We start from the raw sequence: 20,187 nt of genomic DNA on the forward strand, positions 1-20,187 counted from the left end.
CCCGCTCCCACAGGTGGGGAAAGGTTTGTAGGGGAGAGATGTATGAACAGGATCATCAACATCATCGGCGTCTGCCTGCTGGCGATGGCCGGCGCGCTGCTCACGCTGAGCGAGATTGCCCTGGCGCAAACCGGCGCCGGGCAGGTGCTGACCCGCGACGGCGTGTCGATCGCCTTCGATCTGAAGCCGCTGGCCAGCGACGGTCAGTTGCGTGAGGGCGAGTTCGCCGACGTGCAGTTTCGCGTCACCGACGGTGCGTCCGGCCAGCCGTTGTCCGGTGTGGCGCCGGGGGCGTGGATCGATCCGCAAGCCGTCGCCGCCGACCAGGCCCAGGGCCGTGACCAGAGCTGCAAGTCGCGGGTCGGTACGTTCCTCAAATCCAACATCGGCGCGCGGCCGCTGCTCGACCTCAACAGCTATTTCCTGCTGGTGATGAACCGCGATGCCAGCGTTTCGGTGGTCGATCCGTCAGTGTCGGTCGGCGGCATTACCAGTACTTTGGCGCGGATCGAACTCAAGCAATCGCCGATGGACTGGGTCACGCCCAAGGACAATAAAAAGGTCTTCGTGTCGATGCCGACGGCGGGGGAAGTGGCGGTGATCGACAGCGAGCAATTCAAGGTGATCGACTCGGTGGCCGCCGGCAGCCAACCGGTGCGGGTCGCCCTGCAACCGGACGAGCGCCTGCTGTGGGTCGGCAACAACGCGAGCAAGGCTGAAGAATCCGGCGTAACGGTGATCGACACCCAAAGCCTCAAACCGCTGAAACACCTGGCGACCGGTCGCGGCCACCACGAAATCACGTTCAGCAAGGACAGCCGTTTCGCCTTCGTCAGCAACCGCGACGACGGCACCCTCAGCGTTATCGACATCGCCAGCCTGAGCCTGGTGCAACAGGTCAAGACCGGCTCCAGCCCGTTGTCGGTGGCCTACTCGCCGCTGTCCGGCGCGGTGTACGTGGCCGATGGCAAGGACGGCACCGTCACGGTGATCGACAGCAACAGCCGCGCCGTCCGCCGGGTGATCAAGCTGCAACAGGGCCTCGGCCCGATGGGCTTCAGCGCCGACGGCCGGTTTGGCGTGGTGCTGAACACGGTGGAAAACCGCGCCACGGTGATCGACGCGGCCAACGATTCGGCGATCCATGATCTGGAAGTCTCGGCCGAACCCTATCAAGTGGTGTTCACTCAGGCCTACGCCTACGTGCGCGGACTGGCCTCGCCGAAAGTCACCATGATCAACCTGTCTTCGCTGGGCGAAGGGCGTCAGCCGATTACCCAGGGTTTCGAGGCCGGGCCGCAGCCGCCACGGCTGGCCGGGGACCTGCCGCTGGCGTCGAGCCTCGCGGTATCGCGCGATGACAACGCGGTGTTCGTGGTCAACCCGGTGGACAACACCACCTATTTCTACGCCGAAGGCATGAATGCGCCGATGTCCGGTTACCCCAATCGGGGGCAGATCGCGCGCGCTGCGCTGGTGATCGACCGCAGCCTGCGCGAAGTCTCGCCGGGGCTCTATAGCGCCCGGGTCAAGCTGCCGGCGGCGGGGCGCTTCGACGTGGCGTTCCTGCTCAATCAGCCGAACATCATTCATTGCTTCAGCGCCCAGGTGGCGTCCGACGGCGCGCCGGAAAAACACCTGGGCGCGGCAAAAGTCGAGTTCCTGCTGGACAAGACCGCCGTGGCCCTCAACGACCCGTACGTGGTGCGCTTTCGCATCGTCCAGGGCAAACAAAAAATCCAGCGCAGCGGCGTGACCGACGTGCAGTTGCGCTACTTCCTCGCCCCGACTTCCCGGCCCCGTGAAGTGGCCGCGCTGGAAGTCGCCGACGGCGTGTACGAAGCGCCGGTGACCCTCGACCGCAGCGGCGCCTGGTACCTGCATGTGCGCGCGGCCTCGCTGGGCGCCGGTTTCGACGACAAGACCTTTGGCAGTGTCCGGGTGCTGCCCGGCCAGACTCAGTGACGAGGAAACGACCATGAACCGATTTGCATCCCGTGGCCTGCTGACCCTGTGCCTGTTGGCCGTCGGTATCCAGCAGGCCAGCGCCCACTCGGCGGACGAGCATGCCGGGCACACGGCACCGGCCGCCAACAGCCAGGAGCACGCCCAGGTCAAATTCGCCGACGTGCCGCTGCTCGACCAGAACGGCAAAACCGTGCACCTGGAGCAGGATCTGGTGCACAACAAGATCGTGGTCATGAGTTTCATCTACACCAGTTGCACGACGGTGTGCCCGGTGGTCTCGTCGATCATGGGCAAGGTACAGAAACAGCTCGGTGCCCGGGTCGGCACCGAAGTGCAACTGGTGTCGATCAGCATCGACCCGCAGCGCGACGACCCGAAACGTCTGCAGGATTACGCCCGCACCTTCCAGAAAGGCCCGGGCTGGAGCTGGCTCACCGGTTCGCCGCAATCGATCACCGCCACCCTCAAGGGCCTCGGCAGTTTCAGCGGCGACTTCAAGAATCATCAGCCGCTGATCCTCGTCGGTGACGGCAACAGCCGCCACTGGACGCGCTATTACGGCTTCACCGACCCGGCATTGCTGGCCAAAGAAGTCGAGAAACTCAGCGGCCTGCGCACCCACGCCAAACACACCGCGATTGCCATGGAGCAACAACCATGAGAACCCTGGACTGGCTCACCCTGACGGTGTGTTTCTGGATTTTCAGCGCTATGGCCCTGGCTCACGAAGGCCACGAACAACCTGCACCGGCAACGACAACGACCAGCGCTGCGCCCGCACCGGCCAAAGGCACCCACGACGCGAAAACCTGGTTCACCGACACGCCGCTGCTGGATCAGAACGGCGACGTCCAGCGTTTCTACAGCGATGCGCTGCACAACCGCGTGGTGCTGCTCAACGTGATCTTCACCAGTTGCAATGACGCCTGCCCGCTGATCACCCGCAAGCTCAAGGAAGTCCGCGAGCTGCTGGGCGACAAGGCCGACGGCATCACCTTCATTTCCCTTACCAGTGATCCGCTGCGCGACACGCCGGCGGTGCTCAAGGCTTACACCTTGAAGCAGGGCGCCGATGACCCTCACTGGCTTTTCCTTACCGGCGACAAGGCGCAGATGGACCTGGTGCTGGGCCGCATCGGCCAGATCGTGCCGACGCCCGAGCAGCACTCGACCCAGTTGATCGTCGGCGATGTGGCCAACAAACGCTGGAGCAAAATCCGTCCCGACGCCCCGGCCGCCGCCATTGCCCAGCGCTTGCAACTGCTGACAATGCCTGTGGCCGGCCGCTGAGTCCGCGCCATGAACCTCGGCCGCGTCCTCGCCCTGATCCTGCTCGCTGGCGTCAGCCTCGGCGCGGCCGCGTTGCCGCTGACCGATGAAGAAAGCGCCGGCAAGCGCCTGTACCGCGAAGGCCTGTCCGCCAGCGGCGAGCCGATCATGGCGCGGGTCGGCGCGGCGGATGTGTTGCTGCCGGCCACCAGCCTGCCGTGTGCCAACTGCCACGGTGCCGACGGCCTCGGCCGGCCCGAGGGAGGGGTGCGTCCGCCGGAACTCAACTGGTCGCGGCTGACCAGCATTCATGGCCAGCAACAGATCAACGGCCGCAACTATCCGGCCTACACCGACAGCAGTCTGGCGCGGGTGATCCAGCAGGGCCGCGATCCCGGCAACAATCGCCTCGACCCGAGCATGCCGCGCTTCCTGCTGTCGATGAAGGATCAGCGCAACCTCACCGCTTACCTCAAGCGTCTGGCCGATGACCGCGATCCGGGGCTCGATGACCAGACCTTGCACCTGGGCACCTTGCTGCCCAGCCACGGGCCGCTGGCCGAGGAGGGCGCCACCATCGCGGCGGTGCTCAACGGCAGTGTGGCGCGGATCAATCAGGCCGGTGGCATTCACGGCCGGCAGTTGCGCCTGACCGTGGCCGATCCCGGCCCGGATCGCGCCAGTGCCGAACAGGCCCTGCAACGGCTGATCGAGGAAGAGCAAGTTTTCGCCCTGATCGCGCCGTTGGCCCCGGCGCTGGACAGCGAACTGGCGCCGCGCCTTGAGCAGTCCGGCGTGCCGCTGATCGGGGCCCTGTCGTTGCTCGGCCCGGTGCAGGCCAGCCCGCAGATTTTCGAACCGCTGCCGGGCCTGCGTGAGCAACTGATCGCACTGGCCGACTACGCCACCGCCAGTCTGCGAGTACTGCAAGGGCCGACGCTGATTGCCTATCCCGACGACCCGGCCCAGATGCTGGCGGCGCAGACCCTCGGTCGCTATCTGCAGGAGCACGGCTGGGAAAAAGTCCATCTGCAGGCCTACGACCCGGCGGCGGACAGCTTGCCGCTGGGCTCACGCTCGGTGTTCTACCTGGGCAACGGCGGTGGTTTCAGCCGGCTGGCGGCCGGGTTGCAGAATGCCGGGCAGGTGCCATACCTGTTTGCCGCATCCAGCCAGGTGGCGGGGGATCTGCTGCAAGTGCCGGAGGGTTTTTCCCGGCGGGTGTTTCTGGCGTATCCGTTCGTGCCCAGCGACTGGACCCAGGCCGGGCGCATGGCCCTGACGCTGTTGCGCGAGCATCAAGGCCTCGGCGCCCAGCACGCGGTGCTGCAAGTCGGCGCCTACGCCTCGATGCTGTTGTTTAGCGAAGGCATGAAGCAGGCCGGCCGCGACGCCAGCCGCGAAAAACTGGTGGCGGCGCTTGAAGGCCTGCACGACTTCGACACCGGCCTGACCCCGCGCCTGAGCTTCGGCCCCGGCCGACGATTGGGCCTGAGCGGGGCGCACGTGGTCACCGTTGACTTGCCCGACCAGCGTTTTTTTCTGGTCGCTCCCTACAAACCGATTATTGCCACGCCCTGACCGGAGGCCCTGATCATGAAGCTCAAAACCCTGTGTTGGCTGCTGACAGGCTGGTTGTCGGTGGGAATGGCGAACAATGAACCGGTGGCCGCCCGGGTCAACGGCGAGGCGATTTCCGAGTTTCGCCTGGAACGTTTTTTCGCCGAGTACCTGGAGGATCACGGCCGCGCCGTGGCGAGCATCCGCAACCCCAAGGCCTATAAACAACTGCGTCAGGCCGCGCTGGACACGCTGATCGACAAGGAATTGCTCTGGCAGGAATCGCGCAAGCGCGGGGTGAAGATCGATGAGCAAACGGTGCGCGATCAGGTCGAACGGACTCGTACCGCCATCGGTGGCACCGACAAATTCCTCCAGCGTTTGCAGGACGCCGGTTTCGACGAGGCTTCGTTCACCAAGTACACCCACCGTGAACTGGCGGCGCAGCGGATGTTTGCCGAGCTGACCAAAGTCCAGGCCCCGGACGAGCAAACGGTGCGGGCGTTTTTTGAGGAACACCGCGCTGAAATGGGCGCGCCGGAGCAGGTGCAGGCCCGGCACATTCTGATCAAGGTTGCCGGTGATGCCGATGCCGCCACGGTTGAAGCGGCGCGACTACGCTTGATGCAGATGCGTGCGGCTATCGCAGGGGGGCAAACCTTTGCTAGCGTCGCGCAATCGGGATCGGAAGATGTCACCGCCAGCCAGGGCGGGGACCTGGGATATTTCGCCCGTGGGCAGATGGTGCCGGCGTTTGAAACGGCGGCGTTTGCCCTCAAGCCTGGCGAACTCAGCGAAGCGGTGCGCACGCCGTTCGGCTGGCATTTGATTTTTGTCGAGAACCACAGGGAGGCGGCCGATGTCCCAGAGGAGCAAGGGCTGGAAACAGTCAGGGCGTACCTCGCCCGACAGCAACAGACCCAGGCTCGTCGTCAGGTGCTCGCGCAGTTACGGGCAAAGAACAGGATCGAACGAATTGACGACGACTGAAGGTTCCCCCCCAATAGTGGGGAATGGCTTCGATGCCCATTCAGGTGCTTCCCCGTTTCTGGGGAACGGGGTACCGGGACGAGCGGGCATTTCCATTCAATTCAAGGACATGAAGACAAAAAATTACCGGCATTCAGCCTGGCATGAAGTGTGCGTTACCTCTTGTGAGGCGCACTCCAGCAGGTTCGGGTCATTGAATTTCAATTGCCGGCACTTGAGGTTTCAGGGAGTCCACCTTGGTTAACAAAGTACTGGTTGTCGAAGACGAACAGCTGCTTGCACAGAACCTTCAGGATTATCTGTCGGCGCAAGGGCTGGAAGTCCGGATTGCACATGACGGCGCAGAGGGAATCGGCTTGGCCGAGACTTTCGCCCCCGACGTGCTGGTGTTCGATTACCGCTTGCCCGATATGGAAGGGTTCGAGGTGCTCGACGCGGTCCGCCAGAACAGGACGTGTCATTTCGTGCTGATAACGGGTCACCCGACCGCTGAAGTCTGTGAGCGGGCGCGGCAACTGGGGGTCAGTCACATCCTGTTCAAACCGTTTCCACTGGCGGAACTGGCCCGAGCTGTCTGCGACCTTCTGGGGATCCAGCGCGAAGCGAAACCCGGTGCGAGCCCATCCGAAGGCTTTGTCGAACGACGCCAGAGCAGGACCGAGAGCTTCCCGTTGCAGTTGTACGATGGCAGTTGGGTGCTGGCGGACCGCCGACGAAACCGGTCGGAGGTCATGGCACCGGACGACGATCAAATGCTCACCGGGGAGTAATGGCGCGATAGACGTTCCGGCACTCGCCGAATTCGCCTCCCGCGCCGTCAGGGCCTCAAGCCCCGGGTGTTGGAGAGCAAGCCATGGATCGTCTGTCCGTTGTCGTCGAACCGCTGTCGGTCAATCCTCCGCTGGAGGCCCAGACCCCGCCACGCTTTTCCAGTGAGCAACTGGCCCAGGCCCGGGCACGGGCCAGCACTTCCGGGGAACGGGTGCTCGATGCGCTGGCCGTGCTCTGTGAGCTGGCGCCGATGCCGTTCATTGCCAGCCTCGGCGCCACCCTGCATTACCCGGTGCTCGACACCGACACGCTGTTTCTGGCGACCCCGGTGTTCGACCGGGTCACCCTCGCGCAATGCCTCAAACGTGAATTCATCCTGCTGCGCCATAACGACGAAGTCATCGGCGTGTTCGCCGACCCCTTCGACACGTCGCGCCTGGCCTGGATCGACGAATGCCTGCACGGCGCGCCGCTGTACCTGGTGCACGCCGACGACCTCAAGGCCTATCTGGCCCGCCACGAAGAAAGCTTCCACGCCGTCGAATCGCTCAACGCCCAGGCCGACGCCGGCAGCGAGACCGACACCCTGCAAAGCCTGTCGCTGACCAGCATCAGCGAAGACTCGAGCGTGGTGGTGAAACTGGTCAACTCGACTCTCTACGACGCGCTGAAAATGCACGCCAGCGACATCCACCTCGGCACCACCGGCCAGGGCCTGGTGATCAAGTACCGGATCGACGGCGTGCTGAACAACATCGGCAAGATCCAGGGCAGCGAATTCGCCGAGCAGGTGATCTCGCGGGTCAAGGTCATGGCCGAACTGGACATCGGCGAAAAACGCGTTCCCCAGGACGGTCGCTTCAAGATCGGCATCAGCGGCCGGCAGATCGACTTCCGGGTGTCGATCATGCCGAGCATCTTCGGCGAAGACGCGGTGCTGCGGGTGCTGGACAAACAGGACCTGGCCGACAAGGTCTGCGGCGTGCAACTGCAAGCGCTGGGCTTTGAAGACGAAACCCTGCGCCAACTGCGTCGCCTCGCCGCCGAACCCTACGGCATGGTGCTGGTGACCGGCCCCACCGGCAGCGGCAAGACCACCACGCTGTACGCGATGATCACCGAGATCAACCACGGCGTGGACAAGATCATCACCATCGAAGACCCGGTGGAATATCAGCTGCCGGGCGTGCTGCAAATCCCGGTCAACGAGAAAAAAGGCCTGACCTTCGCCCGTGGCCTGCGCTCGATCCTGCGTCACGACCCGGACAAGATCATGGTCGGCGAGATCCGCGACCCGGACACCGCGCAGATCGCCGTGCAATCGGCGCTCACCGGTCACCTGGTGTTCACCACCATTCACGCCAACAACGTGTTTGATGTGATCGGCCGTTTTACCCAAATGGAAATCGACCCCTACAGCCTGGTCTCGGCGCTCAACGCGATTCTCGCCCAGCGCCTGATCCGGCTGGTGTGCAGCAGTTGCAGCACGCCGGTCAACCCGAGCGATGAAGAACTGCGCGCTTCGGGCCTCGATCCACAGAAAGTCGATCACTACCACTTCGTCCACGGCAAGGGCTGCGGCCACTGCCGGGGCAGCGGCTATCGCGGCCGCACGGCGATTGCCGAGCTGCTGCACCTGGACGACGAACTGCGGCAGATGATCGTCGAGCGCCAACCCATCACCCAGATCAAAGCCCTGGCCTGCGCCCGTGGTTTGCGCCTGTTGCGCGAATCGGCGCTGGAGCTGGTGGAGCACGGTCGGACCACGCTGGAGGAGATCAATCGTGTCACTTTTATCGCGTGATCAATTTATCGCCGTGCTCGGCGCCAGCGGTGTCGGCCTCGGCCAGCGCCGGGGCAGCGACACCCTGTGGCTGGGCAGCGTCGGCTACATCGACGAAGGCTTCCAGAGCTACGCGGTGGCGCTGGACACCCTCGACTGTCTGCTCGGCGAACACACCCGTGCCGGTGCCGAGCTGAGCGTGGTGATCTCCGGCCACTTCAGCCGCTTCTGCCTGGTGCCGTGGAGCGAGCAGATCAGCAGTCCTGACGAACTGCGCGGCTTCGCCCAACTGTGCTTCGAAGACCTGTTCGGCGCCCCGACCCAACCGTGGAGCCTGGTGCTGTCGGCTGAGCCTGCCGGGCATGACCGCATCGCCAGCGCCTTGCCGCAGGATTTGCTGGAACGCCTGCGCACGCTGGTCACGGGTCGCGGTCTGCGCCTGCGCTCGGTGCAGCCGTACCTGATGACCGCGTTCAACCGCTTCGACAAAAGCCTCGATGGCGGCGACTTCCTGTTCATCGTCGCCGAGCCGCAACGCAGCGTGTTGCTGCTGGCAAGGGAAGGGCGCTGGTCGTCGGTGCGTTCGGTGGGCGGCAGCGACAGCGACGCGGCACTCAGCGCGCTGATCGGTCGCGAACGGCAACTGCAAGCCTCCACCAGCGAACGCGCCTTCAACGTTTATCTGCACGCCCCGGCGCGCCTCGATGCGCAACCGGAGGTGGCGGGGGTGCAGTTGCGCACCCTCGAAGACAACTCGATGACCGTGCGTGACGCCTTGTACGTCATGTCCCGGGCGGTGGCCTGACATGCGCGCCTTGAACCTCGACTTCCAGCCTCGTCCGCGTTCCGGCCCGTTGGGCTGGAGCCTGCTCGGCGGCGGTGTGTTGCTCGCACTGGTGTGCTTCGGTGTGCAGCAGCACCTCGGCGAGCAGGCCGAGCAACAGCAGGGTCACTTGCAGCACACCCAGCGCCAGCTCACCGGCGACAGCGGCAGCAAGACAACGCTGAGCCCGGCGGAAACCCGCGAGCAGGCGCAGAACCTCGCCGAAATGCGCAAGGTCTCGCAGCAACTGCGCCGCCCCTGGGAACGCCTGTTCGCCATGCTCGAAGCCATGCCGCGCGACGACATCGCCTTGCTGACCCTGACCCCGGATGCCCGCAAGGGCCAGGTGCGGATCAGCGCCGAAGCGCGGGATCTGCAAGCGATGCTGGATTTCCACAAACGGCTGGAGGCCAGTGACGAGCTGTCCGACGTGTCGCTGCTGAGCCACGAAATCGTCGTCAAATCGCCGGAGCAACCGGTGCAATTCAACCTGTCGGCGACCTGGGAGATAGGCGATGCGAATCCCTAGACTGATCGTTCACGAATACCTGCAAGGCCTCGGCGTTCCGGGCCTGGCCGGTCTGGCGCTGCTGCTGGTCACGCTGGCCTGGGCACTCGGCGGTTTGCTGCCGAGCTGGCAATCGCTGCAACAGCTCAGCCAGCAAACCCGGGAAGCCACCGAATACCTGGCCAAGGTCGAGGACGGCAGCATCGCGCCGCCGGTGGTGCCGCAACGTCAGCTGGATGATTTTCGTAACAAGCTGCCGGCCCAGCCGCAAGCCACCGTCGCCATCGATCGCATTTACGCCTTGGCCGCGCAGGAGCACATCACCCTGGCGCGCGGCGAATACGCCCTCGGCGTCGATCCCAAGACCCATCTGGCGCGCTACCAGATCCTGTTGCCGGTGCGCGGCAGCTACCCGCAACTGCGCCGCTTCCTGCACGCCTTGCTCGGCCAGTTGCCGGCGGTGGTGGTGGAAGACGTCGAGTTTCAACGCAAGAAGATTGCCGACACCGACCTCAGCGGCCGGATCCGTATGACCCTCTACCTGTCGAGGTCGTGATGGACACCAAACGCATAACCGGCTGGGTGGCGTTCTTCGGCGTGGCGGCGGCGCTGGCCTGGTTGCCGGAATATTTCTCGCCGAGCGACGAAGCGGATTCGACCGAGGTCGCCGTGGCCAGCCCGGCCAAAGCCAGCGCCCGTGGCTCCTTGCCCGCCAGCAGCGCCAAGGCGAATGCGGCGCCGATCAAGGACCTGAGCCCGGCCGGCGACCTGTTTGCGAGCAAATCCTGGAAGGCCGCGCCAACCCTGGCGACGGTCACCGAACGAGCGATCAACCCGACCCCGGTGGTGCAAGCCCCGAGCCTGCCACCGGTGCCGTTTCAGTTCGTCGGCAGGCTGCATGACCGCAGCGACCTGCAGGTGTTCTTGCAGGACGGCGAGAAAATCTACGTCGTGCGCAGCGGGGATGTGATCGACGACACCTGGAAGATTGCGGCGATTTCCGATGTGGAACTGAGCCTGGTCTACCTGCCTTTGCATTTGTCGCAGACCTTGTCTGTGGGGAGTACGCAATGAACAGATCCCGTTTGCTGATGAGCCTCGGCCTGTGTGCCGGGCTGGCCGCGTGCAGTTCCGCGCAGGTCGCCAACCAGGAGGCTTCCGACCTGATCGAGCAGGGCCAGTACGAGGCGGGCCTGGCCCGGATCGAGGAAGGCTTGCGGGAAAATCCGCGCGACACCGAGCTGCACCTGCTGCTCAACAGCGGTCGGGCCAAGGCCATCACCGCGCTGCTGACCTCCGGCGACACCGACCGCGCCCGCCGCGATTTCGCCTCGGCCCGCACCGCCTACAGCCGGGTGCTGACCATCGAGCCGAACAACCGCCGCGCCCAGGATGCCCTGCGCCAGCTCGACTACCTGCGCAGCATGGACGAGAAACTCGAACTGGCCCGTGGCGACCTGCGCCGGGGCGACATCTACGGCGCCGACCGCCAGGTCAAACAGATCCTCGAACTCGACCCGAAAAACGACGGCGCGCTGGAGCTGCAAGGCAACATCCGTCTGGTGCAGAGCCGCAACGTGATCCAGTACCCGCAACTGCGCACCCGGCTCGACCGCCCGGTGACCCTGGAATTTCGCGACGCCAACCTCAAGACCATTTTCGAAGTGCTGTCGCAGGTCGCCGGCCTCAATTTCATCTTCGACAAGGACCTGCGTCCGGACATGAAAGCTACGATCTTCGTGCGTGACGTGCGCATCGAAGACGCCGTGCAACTGCTGCTGCAACAGAACCAGCTGCACCAGAAAGTGGTGAACGAAAACACCTTGCTGATCTTTCCGGACTCGCCGCAGAAGCTGAAGGATTATCAAGAGCTGGTGATGCGCACCTTCTACCTGACCAGCATCGACGCCAACACCGCGCTGAACATGATCAAGACCATGCTCAAGACCCGCGACGTGTTCGTCGACGAACGCCTGAATACCCTGACCATGCGCGACACCGAAGACGCCGTGCGCATGGCCGAAAAACTCCTGCAATCACAAGACCAGTCCAACCCCGAAGTGGTGCTGGAAGTGGAAGTGATGGAAGTCGCCACCCAGCGCATTCTCGACCTGGGCCTGCAATGGCCGAACACTTTCGGTGTGATCAACAGCGACGGCACAGGGGTGTCCGTTCTCGATCAACTCAAGGGCATCAACTCCAGCCGGATTTCGATTTCGCCGTCGCCGCAAGCCAAGATCAATGCGCAGGACAACGACATCAACACCCTGGCCAGCCCGGTGATCCGCGTCAGCAACCGCGAACAGGCGCGCATCCACATCGGTCAACGGGTGCCGATCATCAGCGCCACCTCGGTGCCGTCGACTCAGGGCCCGGTGATCACCGAAAGCGTCACCTACCTCGACGTCGGTCTGAAGCTCGAAGTGCAGCCGACCGTGCACCTGAACAACGAAGTGGCGATCAAGATCGCTCTGGAAGTGAGTAACGCCACACCGCTGGAGCCGACCCGCCAAGGGACGATCCCGGTGCAGGTCGATACCCGCAACGCCCAGACTTCCCTGCGCCTGCATGACGGTGAAACCCAGATCCTCGCCGGCCTGATGCGCAACGACCACGGCGCCACCGGCAACAAGATTCCGGGCCTCGGCGACATTCCGGGTCTGGGCCGGTTGTTCGGCAGCAACAAGGACACCATCGGCAAATCGGAACTGGTGCTCTCGATCACCCCCCGGATCGTGCGCAACCTGCCGTACCAGAGCCCGTCGGACATGGAATTCCCCACCGGCACCGAAACCAGCATGCACATCCAGGCGCCGGATCGCTCGCAAAGCTACTCGATGCCAGCGCCTGCCGCGCAGCCTCGTGCAGTCGGTGAAGCGGCCGTGGCCACCACCCGTGTAACCGTCGAGAAGCCTTGATCATGAACGCCTCCCAACGCGGTTTTACCTTGATCGAAGTCGTGGTGACGCTGGCCCTGATCGGCCTGCTGGCCGGCATGGCCGCGCCGCTGACCGAGACCCTGGTACGGCGTGGCAAGGAGCAGGAACTGCGCACCGCGCTGTATCAGATTCGCGATGGCATCGACGCCTACAAGCGTGCCTTCGATGCCGGCTACATCGAGAAATCCCTGAACAGCAGCGGCTATCCGCCGAACCTGAAAGTGCTGGTCGAAGGCGTGCGCGACGTGCGCAGTGCCAAGGGGGCGAAGTTCTACTTTCTGCGCCGGATACCGCGGGATCCGCTGGTGCCGGCCAAACGTGACGACAACGGCGGTTGGGGCCTGCGGGCCTACAACAGTTCGGCCCAGAACCCGCGCGATGGCGAGGACGTGTTCGACGTCTACTCCCTCGCCCGGGGCCGTGGCCTCAACGGCATCGCTTACCGCGAGTGGTGATTCTCATGCGCCGGGAAAAGGGGTTTACCTTGCTCGAGCTGATGGTGGTGATGGCGATCATCGCGACCCTGATGACCATCGCCTTGCCGCGCTACTTCAACAGCCTCGAGGCCTCGAAAGAGACCACGTTGCACCAGAGCCTGTCGGCCATGCGCGAGGCGCTGGATCACTACTACGGCGACACCGGGCGCTATCCCGATTCCATCGAGCAACTGGTGGAGATGCGTTACCTGCGCAACGCGCCGCTGGACCCGATCACCGAACGCAATGACCAATGGGTGCTGATCGCACCGCCGGACGGTGTGGCGGGCGGCGTCGCCGACATCAAGAGCGGAGCTACCGGGAGGGCGCGTGATGGCAGCCAGTATTCCGAGTGGTAAGCACGTGGAGCAGGGTGGGTTCACCTACCTGGGCGTGCTGTTCCTGATCGTGATCATGGGCATGGGCCTGGCCAGTGCCGGCGAGTTGTGGTCGACCGCGTCGCGCCGCGATCGCGAGAAACAACTGCTGTGGGTCGGCACCCAGTACGCCCAGGCACTGCGCAGCTACTACCGCAGTTCGCCGGGCCTGGCGCAGTACCCGAAAGAGCTGGTCGACCTGCTGCAGGACGAACGTTTTCCGGACGCCCGCCACCACCTGCGTCAGCTCTATCCGGACCCGATCGGCGGCGGCGAATGGGCCCTGCAACGGGGTTTCGACGGGCGTATCACCGGCATCAACAGTGCCTCCACCGAGGTGCCGTTGAAGCAGGCGGACTTTCCGTCGCAGTGGTCGGATTTCGAAGGCATGCAGCGTTATTCGGACTGGCAGTTTGTGGCCGAGAAAGCTTTTCTCGACGGCACCAACGGCCCGGCGAAGGGCCAGTCGGCCCTGCCACAGGCGTTGCAGCCATGAGCCGCCACGTGTGGTGCGCGTTGATCCTCGCGGTCGTGGCGTCTTTCGCCAGCGCCAGCGAAGAAGACGAAATGATGGGCTTCATCGTCGACGACACGATCTCGCACATCGGCCACGACTTTTACTACTCGTTCAGCGAACGCCTGCGCGACACCAGCCGGATGGATTTCAACCTGGTGGTGCGCGAGCGCCCCGACGCACGCTGGGGCAGCCTGGTGACCGTCGAATATCAACAACGCCTGGTGTATCGGCGCTTCCTGCCGCCGAACACCGTGGAACTGAAGGACGAGGCCTACGCGGCCGCCGACTCGGTTCGACTGGAGGTCGTCCGGCGCAAGCTGGAAGCCTTGTTGCAGGACACCACCGACCTTGAGAAGGACGAACTATGAACACGACAACGTTCTCACGGCGCAGCGGATTCTGGATCTCGGGGTTGTTGATCGGGCTTGCCAGCGCCGCTGCCGTCCAGGCCACCGAACTGGTCTACACGCCGGTCAACCCGTCGTTCGGCGGCAACCCGCTCAACGGCACCTGGCTGCTCAACAACGCCCAGGCGCAAAACGACCACGACGATCCGGATCTCAAGAAACGCTCGACGGTGGCCGGCACTTCGGCACTTGAACGCTTCACCAGTCAATTGCAGTCGCGGCTGCTGGGGCAACTGCTGGACAACATCTCCACCGGCAACACGGGGAGCCTGTCCACCGACGCTTTTATCGTCAACGTCGTTGATGACTCGGGGGCACTGACGATTGAAGTGACCGACCGGGCGAGCGGCGAAGTTTCCGAAATTCAGGTGAACGGCCTCAACCCATGACGGGATGACGGTTCCGGGGAGCGATGGACATGAAAAAAATAATTGCGCTAGGGCTGATGTTGGCAGCATTACAAGGGTGCAGTCTGCGCGAGCCGATGCCGGCCGAGCAGGACACCGATACCCCGACCCTGACCCCCAGGGCCTCCACTTATTACGACTTGCTGAAAATGCCGCGACCCAAGGGCCGGCTGATGGCGGTGGTGTACGGCTTCCGTGACCAGACCGGGCAGTACAAACCGACGCCGGCCAGCTCCTTTTCCACCAGCGTCACCCAGGGCGCAGCGTCGATGTTGATGGACGCGATGCAGGCCAGCGGCTGGTTTGTGGTGCTTGAGCGTGAAGGGCTGCAGAACCTGCTGACTGAACGCAAGATCATTCGGGCTTCGCAGAAGAAGCCGAATACGCCGGTGAACATTCAGGGTGAGCTGCCACCGTTGCAGGCGGCGAACATGATGCTCGAGGGCGGGATCATCGCTTACGACACCAACGTGCGCAGCGGTGGGGAAGGGGCGCGGTATCTGGGGATCGATCTGTCCCGTGAGTACCGGGTGGATCAGGTGACGGTGAATTTGCGTGCGGTGGATGTGCGTAGTGGGCAGGTGCTGGCGAATGTGATGACCAGCAAGACGATTTATTCGGTGGCGCGCAGTGCGGGGATTTTCAAGTTTATCGAGTTCAAGAAGTTGCTTGAGGCTGAGGTCGGGTATACGACCAATGAGCCGGCGCAGTTGTGTGTGTTGTCGGCGATTGAGGCGGCGGTGGGGCATATGGTGGCGCAGGGGATTGAGCGGCGGTTGTGGCAGGTGGCGGGGGATGCTTCTACGCCTGGGCAGGATGATGTCTTGAATCGCTATTTGACTCAGAACAAGGTGGATCCGGAGGCTGAGTGAACTTGGCTGTTTTTCAGACGCGGGCGTTATTGCGAATGTACCCGGAACCCTGTGGGAGCTGGCTTGCCAGCGATGGCGTCCGGTCAGTCGATGGGGGGGCTTTCTGGCTGGGTACATATCCATTTCTGCGGTAACGGCTGCTTAGGGTTTCGCCCTGACGGCGAGTCACCTTTTCCAAACGCCGAAAAGGTAACCCAAAAGGCTTTACCCTGACGTACGGCCCTCGCTGTGGCTCGGGTTCCTTCGCTCCGGGATTGATCGGGGGCATCGCCTACGGTTTGCTTCGCTGCACCTCCTCTCGATGCATGCGGCTGCGCCGCACGGTCGCTGCGCTCCCACCCCCGGATCAATCCCTCCACTCAGCCTTCCGACGGGCCTTGCGATCAAAAGCGGTACTCGAGCTAACGCTCATCGTTTGGTTTGTTGAGGGCGCAAGGCTGTGTAGATGGGGTTGGTTTTGATTTTTTTGTTTTGAAAGCTTGAGTTCAGCTCGATGGTTCAGGTCGATGTAACTCGAATGAACAACTCGATCGGCGCCCTCTCCCTCCGGGAGAGGGCTGGGGTGAGGGCCAGCGTCCTAAAGTCTGTTTAAAAACGTGTCTGAATACACCGAACTTTCCCACAGGGTTTTCAGGTTGTCCGTCGGAAGCGCGGGCTCTAGCCTGTTTCGGTCGCTGCCAATTCAGCGATCGGGCCTGGAAACCCGCGGGAAAACAGAAACAAACGGCGGCATTCATGACGTATGCTGCGCACCTTCTCTGGTGTGCTCCTTGTTATGGCGGCTGTACGTGGGGACCTTCGGGTCGTCCGGGTTTCTCTGTTCCCCGGGTTTCCAGCCTGCGTACAGCTGCCACCCCTTCGTCCGGAAACCGAATGGGCCAGCTTCATTACTCAAACAGAGAAAAACATCATGTTCAAACCAACACCCAACCCACCCGAAACCCAAGCCAACCCCGAAACCGACCCAACCTCCCCATACACCTCCGCCCACTCCAGAAAACTCCACGAAGCCGCCGAACGCGCGCTCGATCATTACCTCTGCCCCGGCGCCCACATCATGGGCAGCGTCAACGAACCCGCCCCGATGTACCTCGCCAACCCGGCCTACAACACCGAATCCCTGCTCGCCAACGCCAGCGAATCCCTGGGCTCGGCCAGCGAAATGCTCAACAACTTCGCCGCCACCCTCGACCCCGCCCATCGCAAGACCGCGCTGGGCATCGCGCAGATCCTCATGCTGGGTGAACTGGCCGTGAATCAAGCCTTGGATCACGTCGAGTTGAAAGTCTAATCAGCTCAGTATTCATAAATTGGCTGGTAATATTTTGCCTCCGAAGAAAAATCGCGCCTTCGAAGGAGGGCGCGATCTAAAGTCGGGCAGATTTTTTATTTATACAAGAAAACGCCCTGTTGGCATGGTTTCTCATTTCGAGCCTTTGTTTGTCCGAGTCGGGATTGTTCAGACTTTGCTGGGGCTCAATTCGGGGTTGTCTAATACAATAGCTTGATATTGCTCGGATCCGGGGGCGTAGCGCTGATCATATCGATTTTATCGTATGTAATAACTTCGTTTGCACCGCTTTTGTCTGTTGGCCTTTTAATTGTTGCGGAGTTTTGGTCTACCGAGACTAACTCTTCGTATCGATTAGTAGAGCCTGTAGGGAAGTCAAATTTCCCTGCAAGGTACACCTTGTTCCCCACCCCAATGCCGTTCAGTTTTTTTTGTGCTGAAGTGCTATCCATGGCGTCGATTCCAATCTGGAGGATGAGGACATACGGTAAATTTTTTAATGTTCAATGGAACCTGTCATAAATGACAGTGCATTAGAACTCTTCGAAATAAAGAATTGCTATCTGTTATGGTTTCATCACCTACGGTGACTTCTCTTTGGAAAGCGACGGGATGCCGGGTCTTTGCAAGACTGCTCCCGGCATCGCGCAGATTGTCATATTGGGTGAGTCGGCAGTGAATCAGGCGCTGGATCACATCGAGACTGAAATCTAAGCGTCCTTGCCACAGTTGATTAGGGCTACATAGAAAGAGCCGCGACTCCTTGAAAGGATCGCGGTTTTTTTATGAGACAGACTTGGAGCTATTGATCAGCTTCGTGTTTTCGACGTTTGGTTTGAAGCAGCGCATGTATCTCCGCCATCACCTCTTCATGCGGAACACTCGGCCGTGGATCATCAATTGAAGCTTTTATCTTGGCGCGGAACCAGAGGTCGTAGCGTGCGGCCCCTGGGTTATTTGCAAACTCTGAAGTAGGTGGGTAGTAGTGAAAGTACAAGGGGCCTCCGATTAATCGCCTGATAGCCAAAACGGAAGGCACAATGCGCTCACCGCAGGCTGCGTTAATAGGTCCAAAGCCTAAACGTCACACGTCCGACGGCCAACCTGCAAAAGCAGTCAGACAATTCCGCTATTCTTTGCGAAATTTCGCAACTGTTTCACAACAAACTAAACGCACAAAAAGCCGCGATCCCCTTCTTCAAAGAACCGCGGTTTCTTAACACCCAACCCTTACTGCTGCAAGACCGTCGCCTGGTTAGCCGACCCAAACTGCTGAATGGTCGCGGTCTGTGTCATCCCGCTCTGGTCCACGTTGGCAATGTTCCCCGTCCCGCCCTGGGTCACGTACGCCACGTTCATGGTGTCCGCCTGTTTCACGGTGATCATGTTGTCGCTGCCGTACAGCTGCGCGGTGTAGGCCTGGTTGCCGGTGCCGGATTGATCGAATTCGGCGCTGTTGCCCGAGCCGTTCGACGAGCCTTGAACCAGGTTGGTGGTGCCGCGCTGGTCGGCGATGAGGATGTTGTCGCTGCCGTTCTGATCGAAGTACAGCTCGTTGTAGGAATCAGCCTGGCTGACCGTGGTCTTGTTGCCGGTGCCGGTCTGGTGGGTGGTCATGATCTGGCCGATGCCGTCCTGTTTGAAGCTGGCGATGTTGCCGTTACCCGCCTGGGTGACGGTGGCGCGCTGGCTGCTGCCGAACTGGCCGCCTAGTTGCGGGCCTTTCCAGTTGCTGGCGTAGACCTTGTTGTCGTTGCCTACCGAGGTGGCGTTGAGGGTGTGGCTGTCGCCGTTCTGGTAGGTGAAATGCACGTTGCCGTTGCCGACCTGGTAGAGCGCCAGGGTCGAGTTGACCGATTCGAACTGGTCGGCATAGATGGCGTTGGTGTTGCCGACCTGGGTGACGGCGGCGGTGTTGTTTTCGCCGAAGCTTTGGTCGACCACGGTTTCGTTGCTGTCGCCGTACTGGTTGACGGTGGCCTGGCTTGCCAGTTGCGAGTCTTGCCAGATTTCGGTGCCGTTGAGGTTGCCGAACTGGTTGATGGTGATGTTGCCGCCGGTGCCGTTGCGCTGGTCGCCATAGGCGTAGTTGTTTTCGCCGGCCTGGTTGATGCCGATCTGGCCGCCGTTATGCAGCACCTGTTCGGCGGTGCCGTAGTTGGCGGTGCCGTACTGGGTGATCACCGAGCTGTTGCCGGTGCCTTCGTACAGTTGCTCGATGTTGGCTTCGTTGCTGTCGCCGAACTGGAAGGTCTTGCCTTCGCTGCCGTTCTGCGAGTCCTGATAGACGAACGAGAAATTGCCGGTGCCTTGCTGTTGTTGCAGAGCCTGGTTGCCGGCGCCGAAGCCGAGGGACTGGCTGGCGTGGGCGGTGTTGAAGGCACCGGTCTGTTGTTGGGTGATGGTGCTGTTGTCTTCGAAAAGCTGTTCGGCGTAACCGGCGTTGTAGTCGCCGACCGCGTCCTGGGTGATGACGCTGGTGGCGGTGTCCTGCACGGCGGCGGCGTTGTTGCCCTGGCCCAGTTGGGTCTGGGTCGCGGTGCTGAACGGGGCCTGGGTCTGCTTCACATCAGCGATGTTGGCCGTACCGAACTGGCTCTGGGTGGAAAGGCTGTCGTCGGCCATGGCCTGGGCACTGATCATGACCAGGATGGCGGCGGTGAGGGGCGTCAGTTTGAACATGATGAACTCTCCGATGATTGCAGTGCTTAGCGATATTGCTTGACCGAAACGCTCATGCCGTTGCCCGACTGGGTCACGGCGCTTTGCAGCCCCGTGCCGGCCTGCTCGATGCTGGCGTCGTTGTTGTTGCCGTTTTGCGAAATCTGCGCACGGTTGTGGCTGCCGGTTTGCGTGATGGACGCGGCGTTGCCGGAACCGTTTTGCGTAATCAGGGCCATCAGGTCGCTGCCTTGTTGCAGGATGTACGCCTCCTGATTGCTGCCCGACTGCACGATCCTGCCCAGCAGCGACTGACCGTTCTGCGACAGCAGCGCCAGGTTGACCTGGCCGTTCTGGTCGATCAGTGCTTGCTGGCCCACGGGGGGCGGCAGTTCGCCGAGATCGGCGCTGTTGGGCGCCAGGTCATCGTTTTCCATCAGGTCGTCGGCGCGCACGCCCGCACTGACGCACAGGGCGAGCAGGCAAAGCAGGGCGGCGGTCGGCGTGTTCATGGCAAATATCCTGTGGGGCGTTAACCGTTGAGCGTTGCCCCGCCTGCCCGAAAGCA

At 62.3% G+C, this 20,187-nt stretch carries 23 protein-coding genes and 1 pseudogene; 20 read left to right on the forward strand and 4 right to left on the reverse strand.

The genetic code is table 11. The features are described from left to right. The first annotated feature begins 42 nt into the window (after positions 1-42). The 19 genes from PDR5_RS10560 to PDR5_RS10650 all read left to right on the forward strand — a co-directional run bounded on the left by PDR5_RS10560 (position 43) and on the right by PDR5_RS10650 (position 16,958). Positions 43-1,965, forward strand: a complete 1,923-nt coding sequence (locus tag PDR5_RS10560; RefSeq protein WP_064595144.1) for a YncE family protein — start codon at positions 43-45, stop codon at positions 1,963-1,965. A gap of 13 nt (positions 1,966-1,978) precedes the next feature. Further along, positions 1,979-2,629, forward strand: a complete 651-nt coding sequence (locus PDR5_RS10565; protein ID WP_064595146.1) for an SCO family protein — start codon at positions 1,979-1,981, stop codon at positions 2,627-2,629. Continuing rightward, entirely contained in the window at positions 2,626-3,258 is a 633-nt protein-coding gene (locus PDR5_RS10570; RefSeq protein WP_064595148.1) for an SCO family protein, read from the forward strand. Before PDR5_RS10565 ends, PDR5_RS10570 begins: the two co-directional genes overlap by 4 nt. Before the next feature lie 9 nt (positions 3,259-3,267). Continuing rightward, a complete protein-coding gene (locus PDR5_RS10575; RefSeq protein WP_064595150.1) occupies positions 3,268-4,818 on the forward strand; it encodes an ABC transporter substrate-binding protein in 1,551 nt (516 codons plus the stop codon). A gap of 15 nt (positions 4,819-4,833) precedes the next feature. Then, positions 4,834-5,787, forward strand: a complete 954-nt coding sequence (locus tag PDR5_RS10580) for a peptidylprolyl isomerase (protein ID WP_064595152.1) — start codon at positions 4,834-4,836, stop codon at positions 5,785-5,787. Between the two features lie 236 nt (positions 5,788-6,023). Then, positions 6,024-6,557, forward strand: a complete 534-nt coding sequence (locus tag PDR5_RS10585; protein ID WP_039769033.1) for a response regulator — start codon at positions 6,024-6,026, stop codon at positions 6,555-6,557. Positions 6,558-6,640: 83 nt separating this feature from the next. Beyond that, positions 6,641-8,362 (forward strand): GspE/PulE family protein, encoded by a 1,722-nt coding sequence (locus PDR5_RS10590; protein ID WP_039769035.1) that lies wholly within the window; start codon positions 6,641-6,643, stop codon positions 8,360-8,362. Continuing rightward, positions 8,343-9,146: a hypothetical protein gene (locus PDR5_RS10595; RefSeq protein WP_064595154.1), complete on the forward strand. Its 804-nt coding sequence runs from the start codon at positions 8,343-8,345 to the stop codon at positions 9,144-9,146. Before PDR5_RS10590 ends, PDR5_RS10595 begins: the two co-directional genes overlap by 20 nt. 1 nt (position 9,147) lies before the next feature. Continuing rightward, positions 9,148-9,693: a PilN domain-containing protein gene (locus PDR5_RS10600; RefSeq protein WP_064595156.1), complete on the forward strand. Its 546-nt coding sequence runs from the start codon at positions 9,148-9,150 to the stop codon at positions 9,691-9,693. After that, positions 9,680-10,228: a GspMb/PilO family protein gene (locus PDR5_RS10605; protein WP_064595158.1), complete on the forward strand. Its 549-nt coding sequence runs from the start codon at positions 9,680-9,682 to the stop codon at positions 10,226-10,228. Before PDR5_RS10600 ends, PDR5_RS10605 begins: the two co-directional genes overlap by 14 nt. Then, positions 10,228-10,746, forward strand: a complete 519-nt coding sequence (locus PDR5_RS10610) for a hypothetical protein (protein ID WP_064595160.1) — start codon at positions 10,228-10,230, stop codon at positions 10,744-10,746. The genes PDR5_RS10605 and PDR5_RS10610 overlap by 1 nt, the downstream gene beginning before the upstream one ends. Then, entirely contained in the window at positions 10,743-12,590 is a 1,848-nt protein-coding gene (locus PDR5_RS10615) for a secretin N-terminal domain-containing protein (RefSeq protein WP_064595163.1), read from the forward strand. The genes PDR5_RS10610 and PDR5_RS10615 overlap by 4 nt, the downstream gene beginning before the upstream one ends. A 2-nt stretch (positions 12,591-12,592) precedes the next feature. Further along, positions 12,593-13,066, forward strand: a complete 474-nt coding sequence (locus tag PDR5_RS10620) for a type II secretion system protein (protein WP_064378909.1) — start codon at positions 12,593-12,595, stop codon at positions 13,064-13,066. Between the two features lie 5 nt (positions 13,067-13,071). Further along, complete coding sequence (locus PDR5_RS10625) at positions 13,072-13,446, forward strand: type II secretion system protein (RefSeq protein ID WP_011333435.1); 375 nt, start codon at positions 13,072-13,074, stop codon at positions 13,444-13,446. Next, entirely contained in the window at positions 13,421-13,960 is a 540-nt protein-coding gene (locus tag PDR5_RS10630) for a type II secretion system protein (protein ID WP_064595165.1), read from the forward strand. Before PDR5_RS10625 ends, PDR5_RS10630 begins: the two co-directional genes overlap by 26 nt. Then, positions 13,957-14,349: a curli production assembly/transport protein CsgE gene (gene csgE, locus PDR5_RS10635; RefSeq protein ID WP_064595167.1), complete on the forward strand. Its 393-nt coding sequence runs from the start codon at positions 13,957-13,959 to the stop codon at positions 14,347-14,349. The genes PDR5_RS10630 and csgE overlap by 4 nt, the downstream gene beginning before the upstream one ends. Then, complete coding sequence (locus tag PDR5_RS10640; RefSeq protein ID WP_007956141.1) at positions 14,346-14,777, forward strand: curli assembly protein CsgF; 432 nt, start codon at positions 14,346-14,348, stop codon at positions 14,775-14,777. Before csgE ends, PDR5_RS10640 begins: the two co-directional genes overlap by 4 nt. 29 nt (positions 14,778-14,806) lie before the next feature. Continuing rightward, positions 14,807-15,667: a CsgG/HfaB family protein gene (locus PDR5_RS10645; protein ID WP_064595169.1), complete on the forward strand. Its 861-nt coding sequence runs from the start codon at positions 14,807-14,809 to the stop codon at positions 15,665-15,667. A gap of 910 nt (positions 15,668-16,577) precedes the next feature. Beyond that, positions 16,578-16,958: a DUF6124 family protein gene (locus tag PDR5_RS10650; RefSeq protein WP_064595171.1), complete on the forward strand. Its 381-nt coding sequence runs from the start codon at positions 16,578-16,580 to the stop codon at positions 16,956-16,958. Positions 16,959-17,158: 200 nt separating this feature from the next. Here the strand turns inward: PDR5_RS10650 and PDR5_RS10655 are convergent, their stop codons facing one another. Continuing rightward, positions 17,159-17,410, reverse strand: coding sequence for a hypothetical protein (locus tag PDR5_RS10655; RefSeq protein ID WP_064595173.1), 252 nt, complete (start codon positions 17,408-17,410; stop codon positions 17,159-17,161). A 175-nt stretch (positions 17,411-17,585) separates the two neighbouring features. Here PDR5_RS10655 and PDR5_RS30455 point away from each other — a divergent pair. Continuing rightward, a pseudogene (locus tag PDR5_RS30455) lies at positions 17,586-17,672 on the forward strand (DUF6124 family protein); the annotation flags it as partial. Between the two features lie 88 nt (positions 17,673-17,760). Here PDR5_RS30455 and relB read toward each other — a convergent pair. From relB to PDR5_RS10665, 3 genes are all read right to left on the reverse strand, one after another. After that, complete coding sequence (relB, locus tag PDR5_RS30080; RefSeq protein ID WP_082934387.1) at positions 17,761-17,955, reverse strand: type II toxin-antitoxin system RelB family antitoxin; 195 nt, start codon at positions 17,953-17,955, stop codon at positions 17,761-17,763. A gap of 233 nt (positions 17,956-18,188) precedes the next feature. Next, positions 18,189-19,640 carry a curlin gene (locus PDR5_RS10660; RefSeq protein WP_064595175.1) on the reverse strand — a complete coding sequence of 484 codons (1,452 nt, stop codon included), beginning with the start codon at positions 19,638-19,640 and terminating at the stop codon, positions 18,189-18,191. A 26-nt stretch (positions 19,641-19,666) separates the two neighbouring features. Further along, positions 19,667-20,131 (reverse strand): curlin, encoded by a 465-nt coding sequence (locus tag PDR5_RS10665; protein ID WP_064595177.1) that lies wholly within the window; start codon positions 20,129-20,131, stop codon positions 19,667-19,669. Positions 20,132-20,187: the final 56 nt, after the last annotated feature.

The sequence above is a fragment of the Pseudomonas sp. DR 5-09 genome, assembly GCF_001655595.1.
In the GTDB taxonomy this organism is placed as follows: Bacteria; Pseudomonadota; Gammaproteobacteria; order Pseudomonadales; family Pseudomonadaceae; genus Aquipseudomonas; species Aquipseudomonas pharyngis.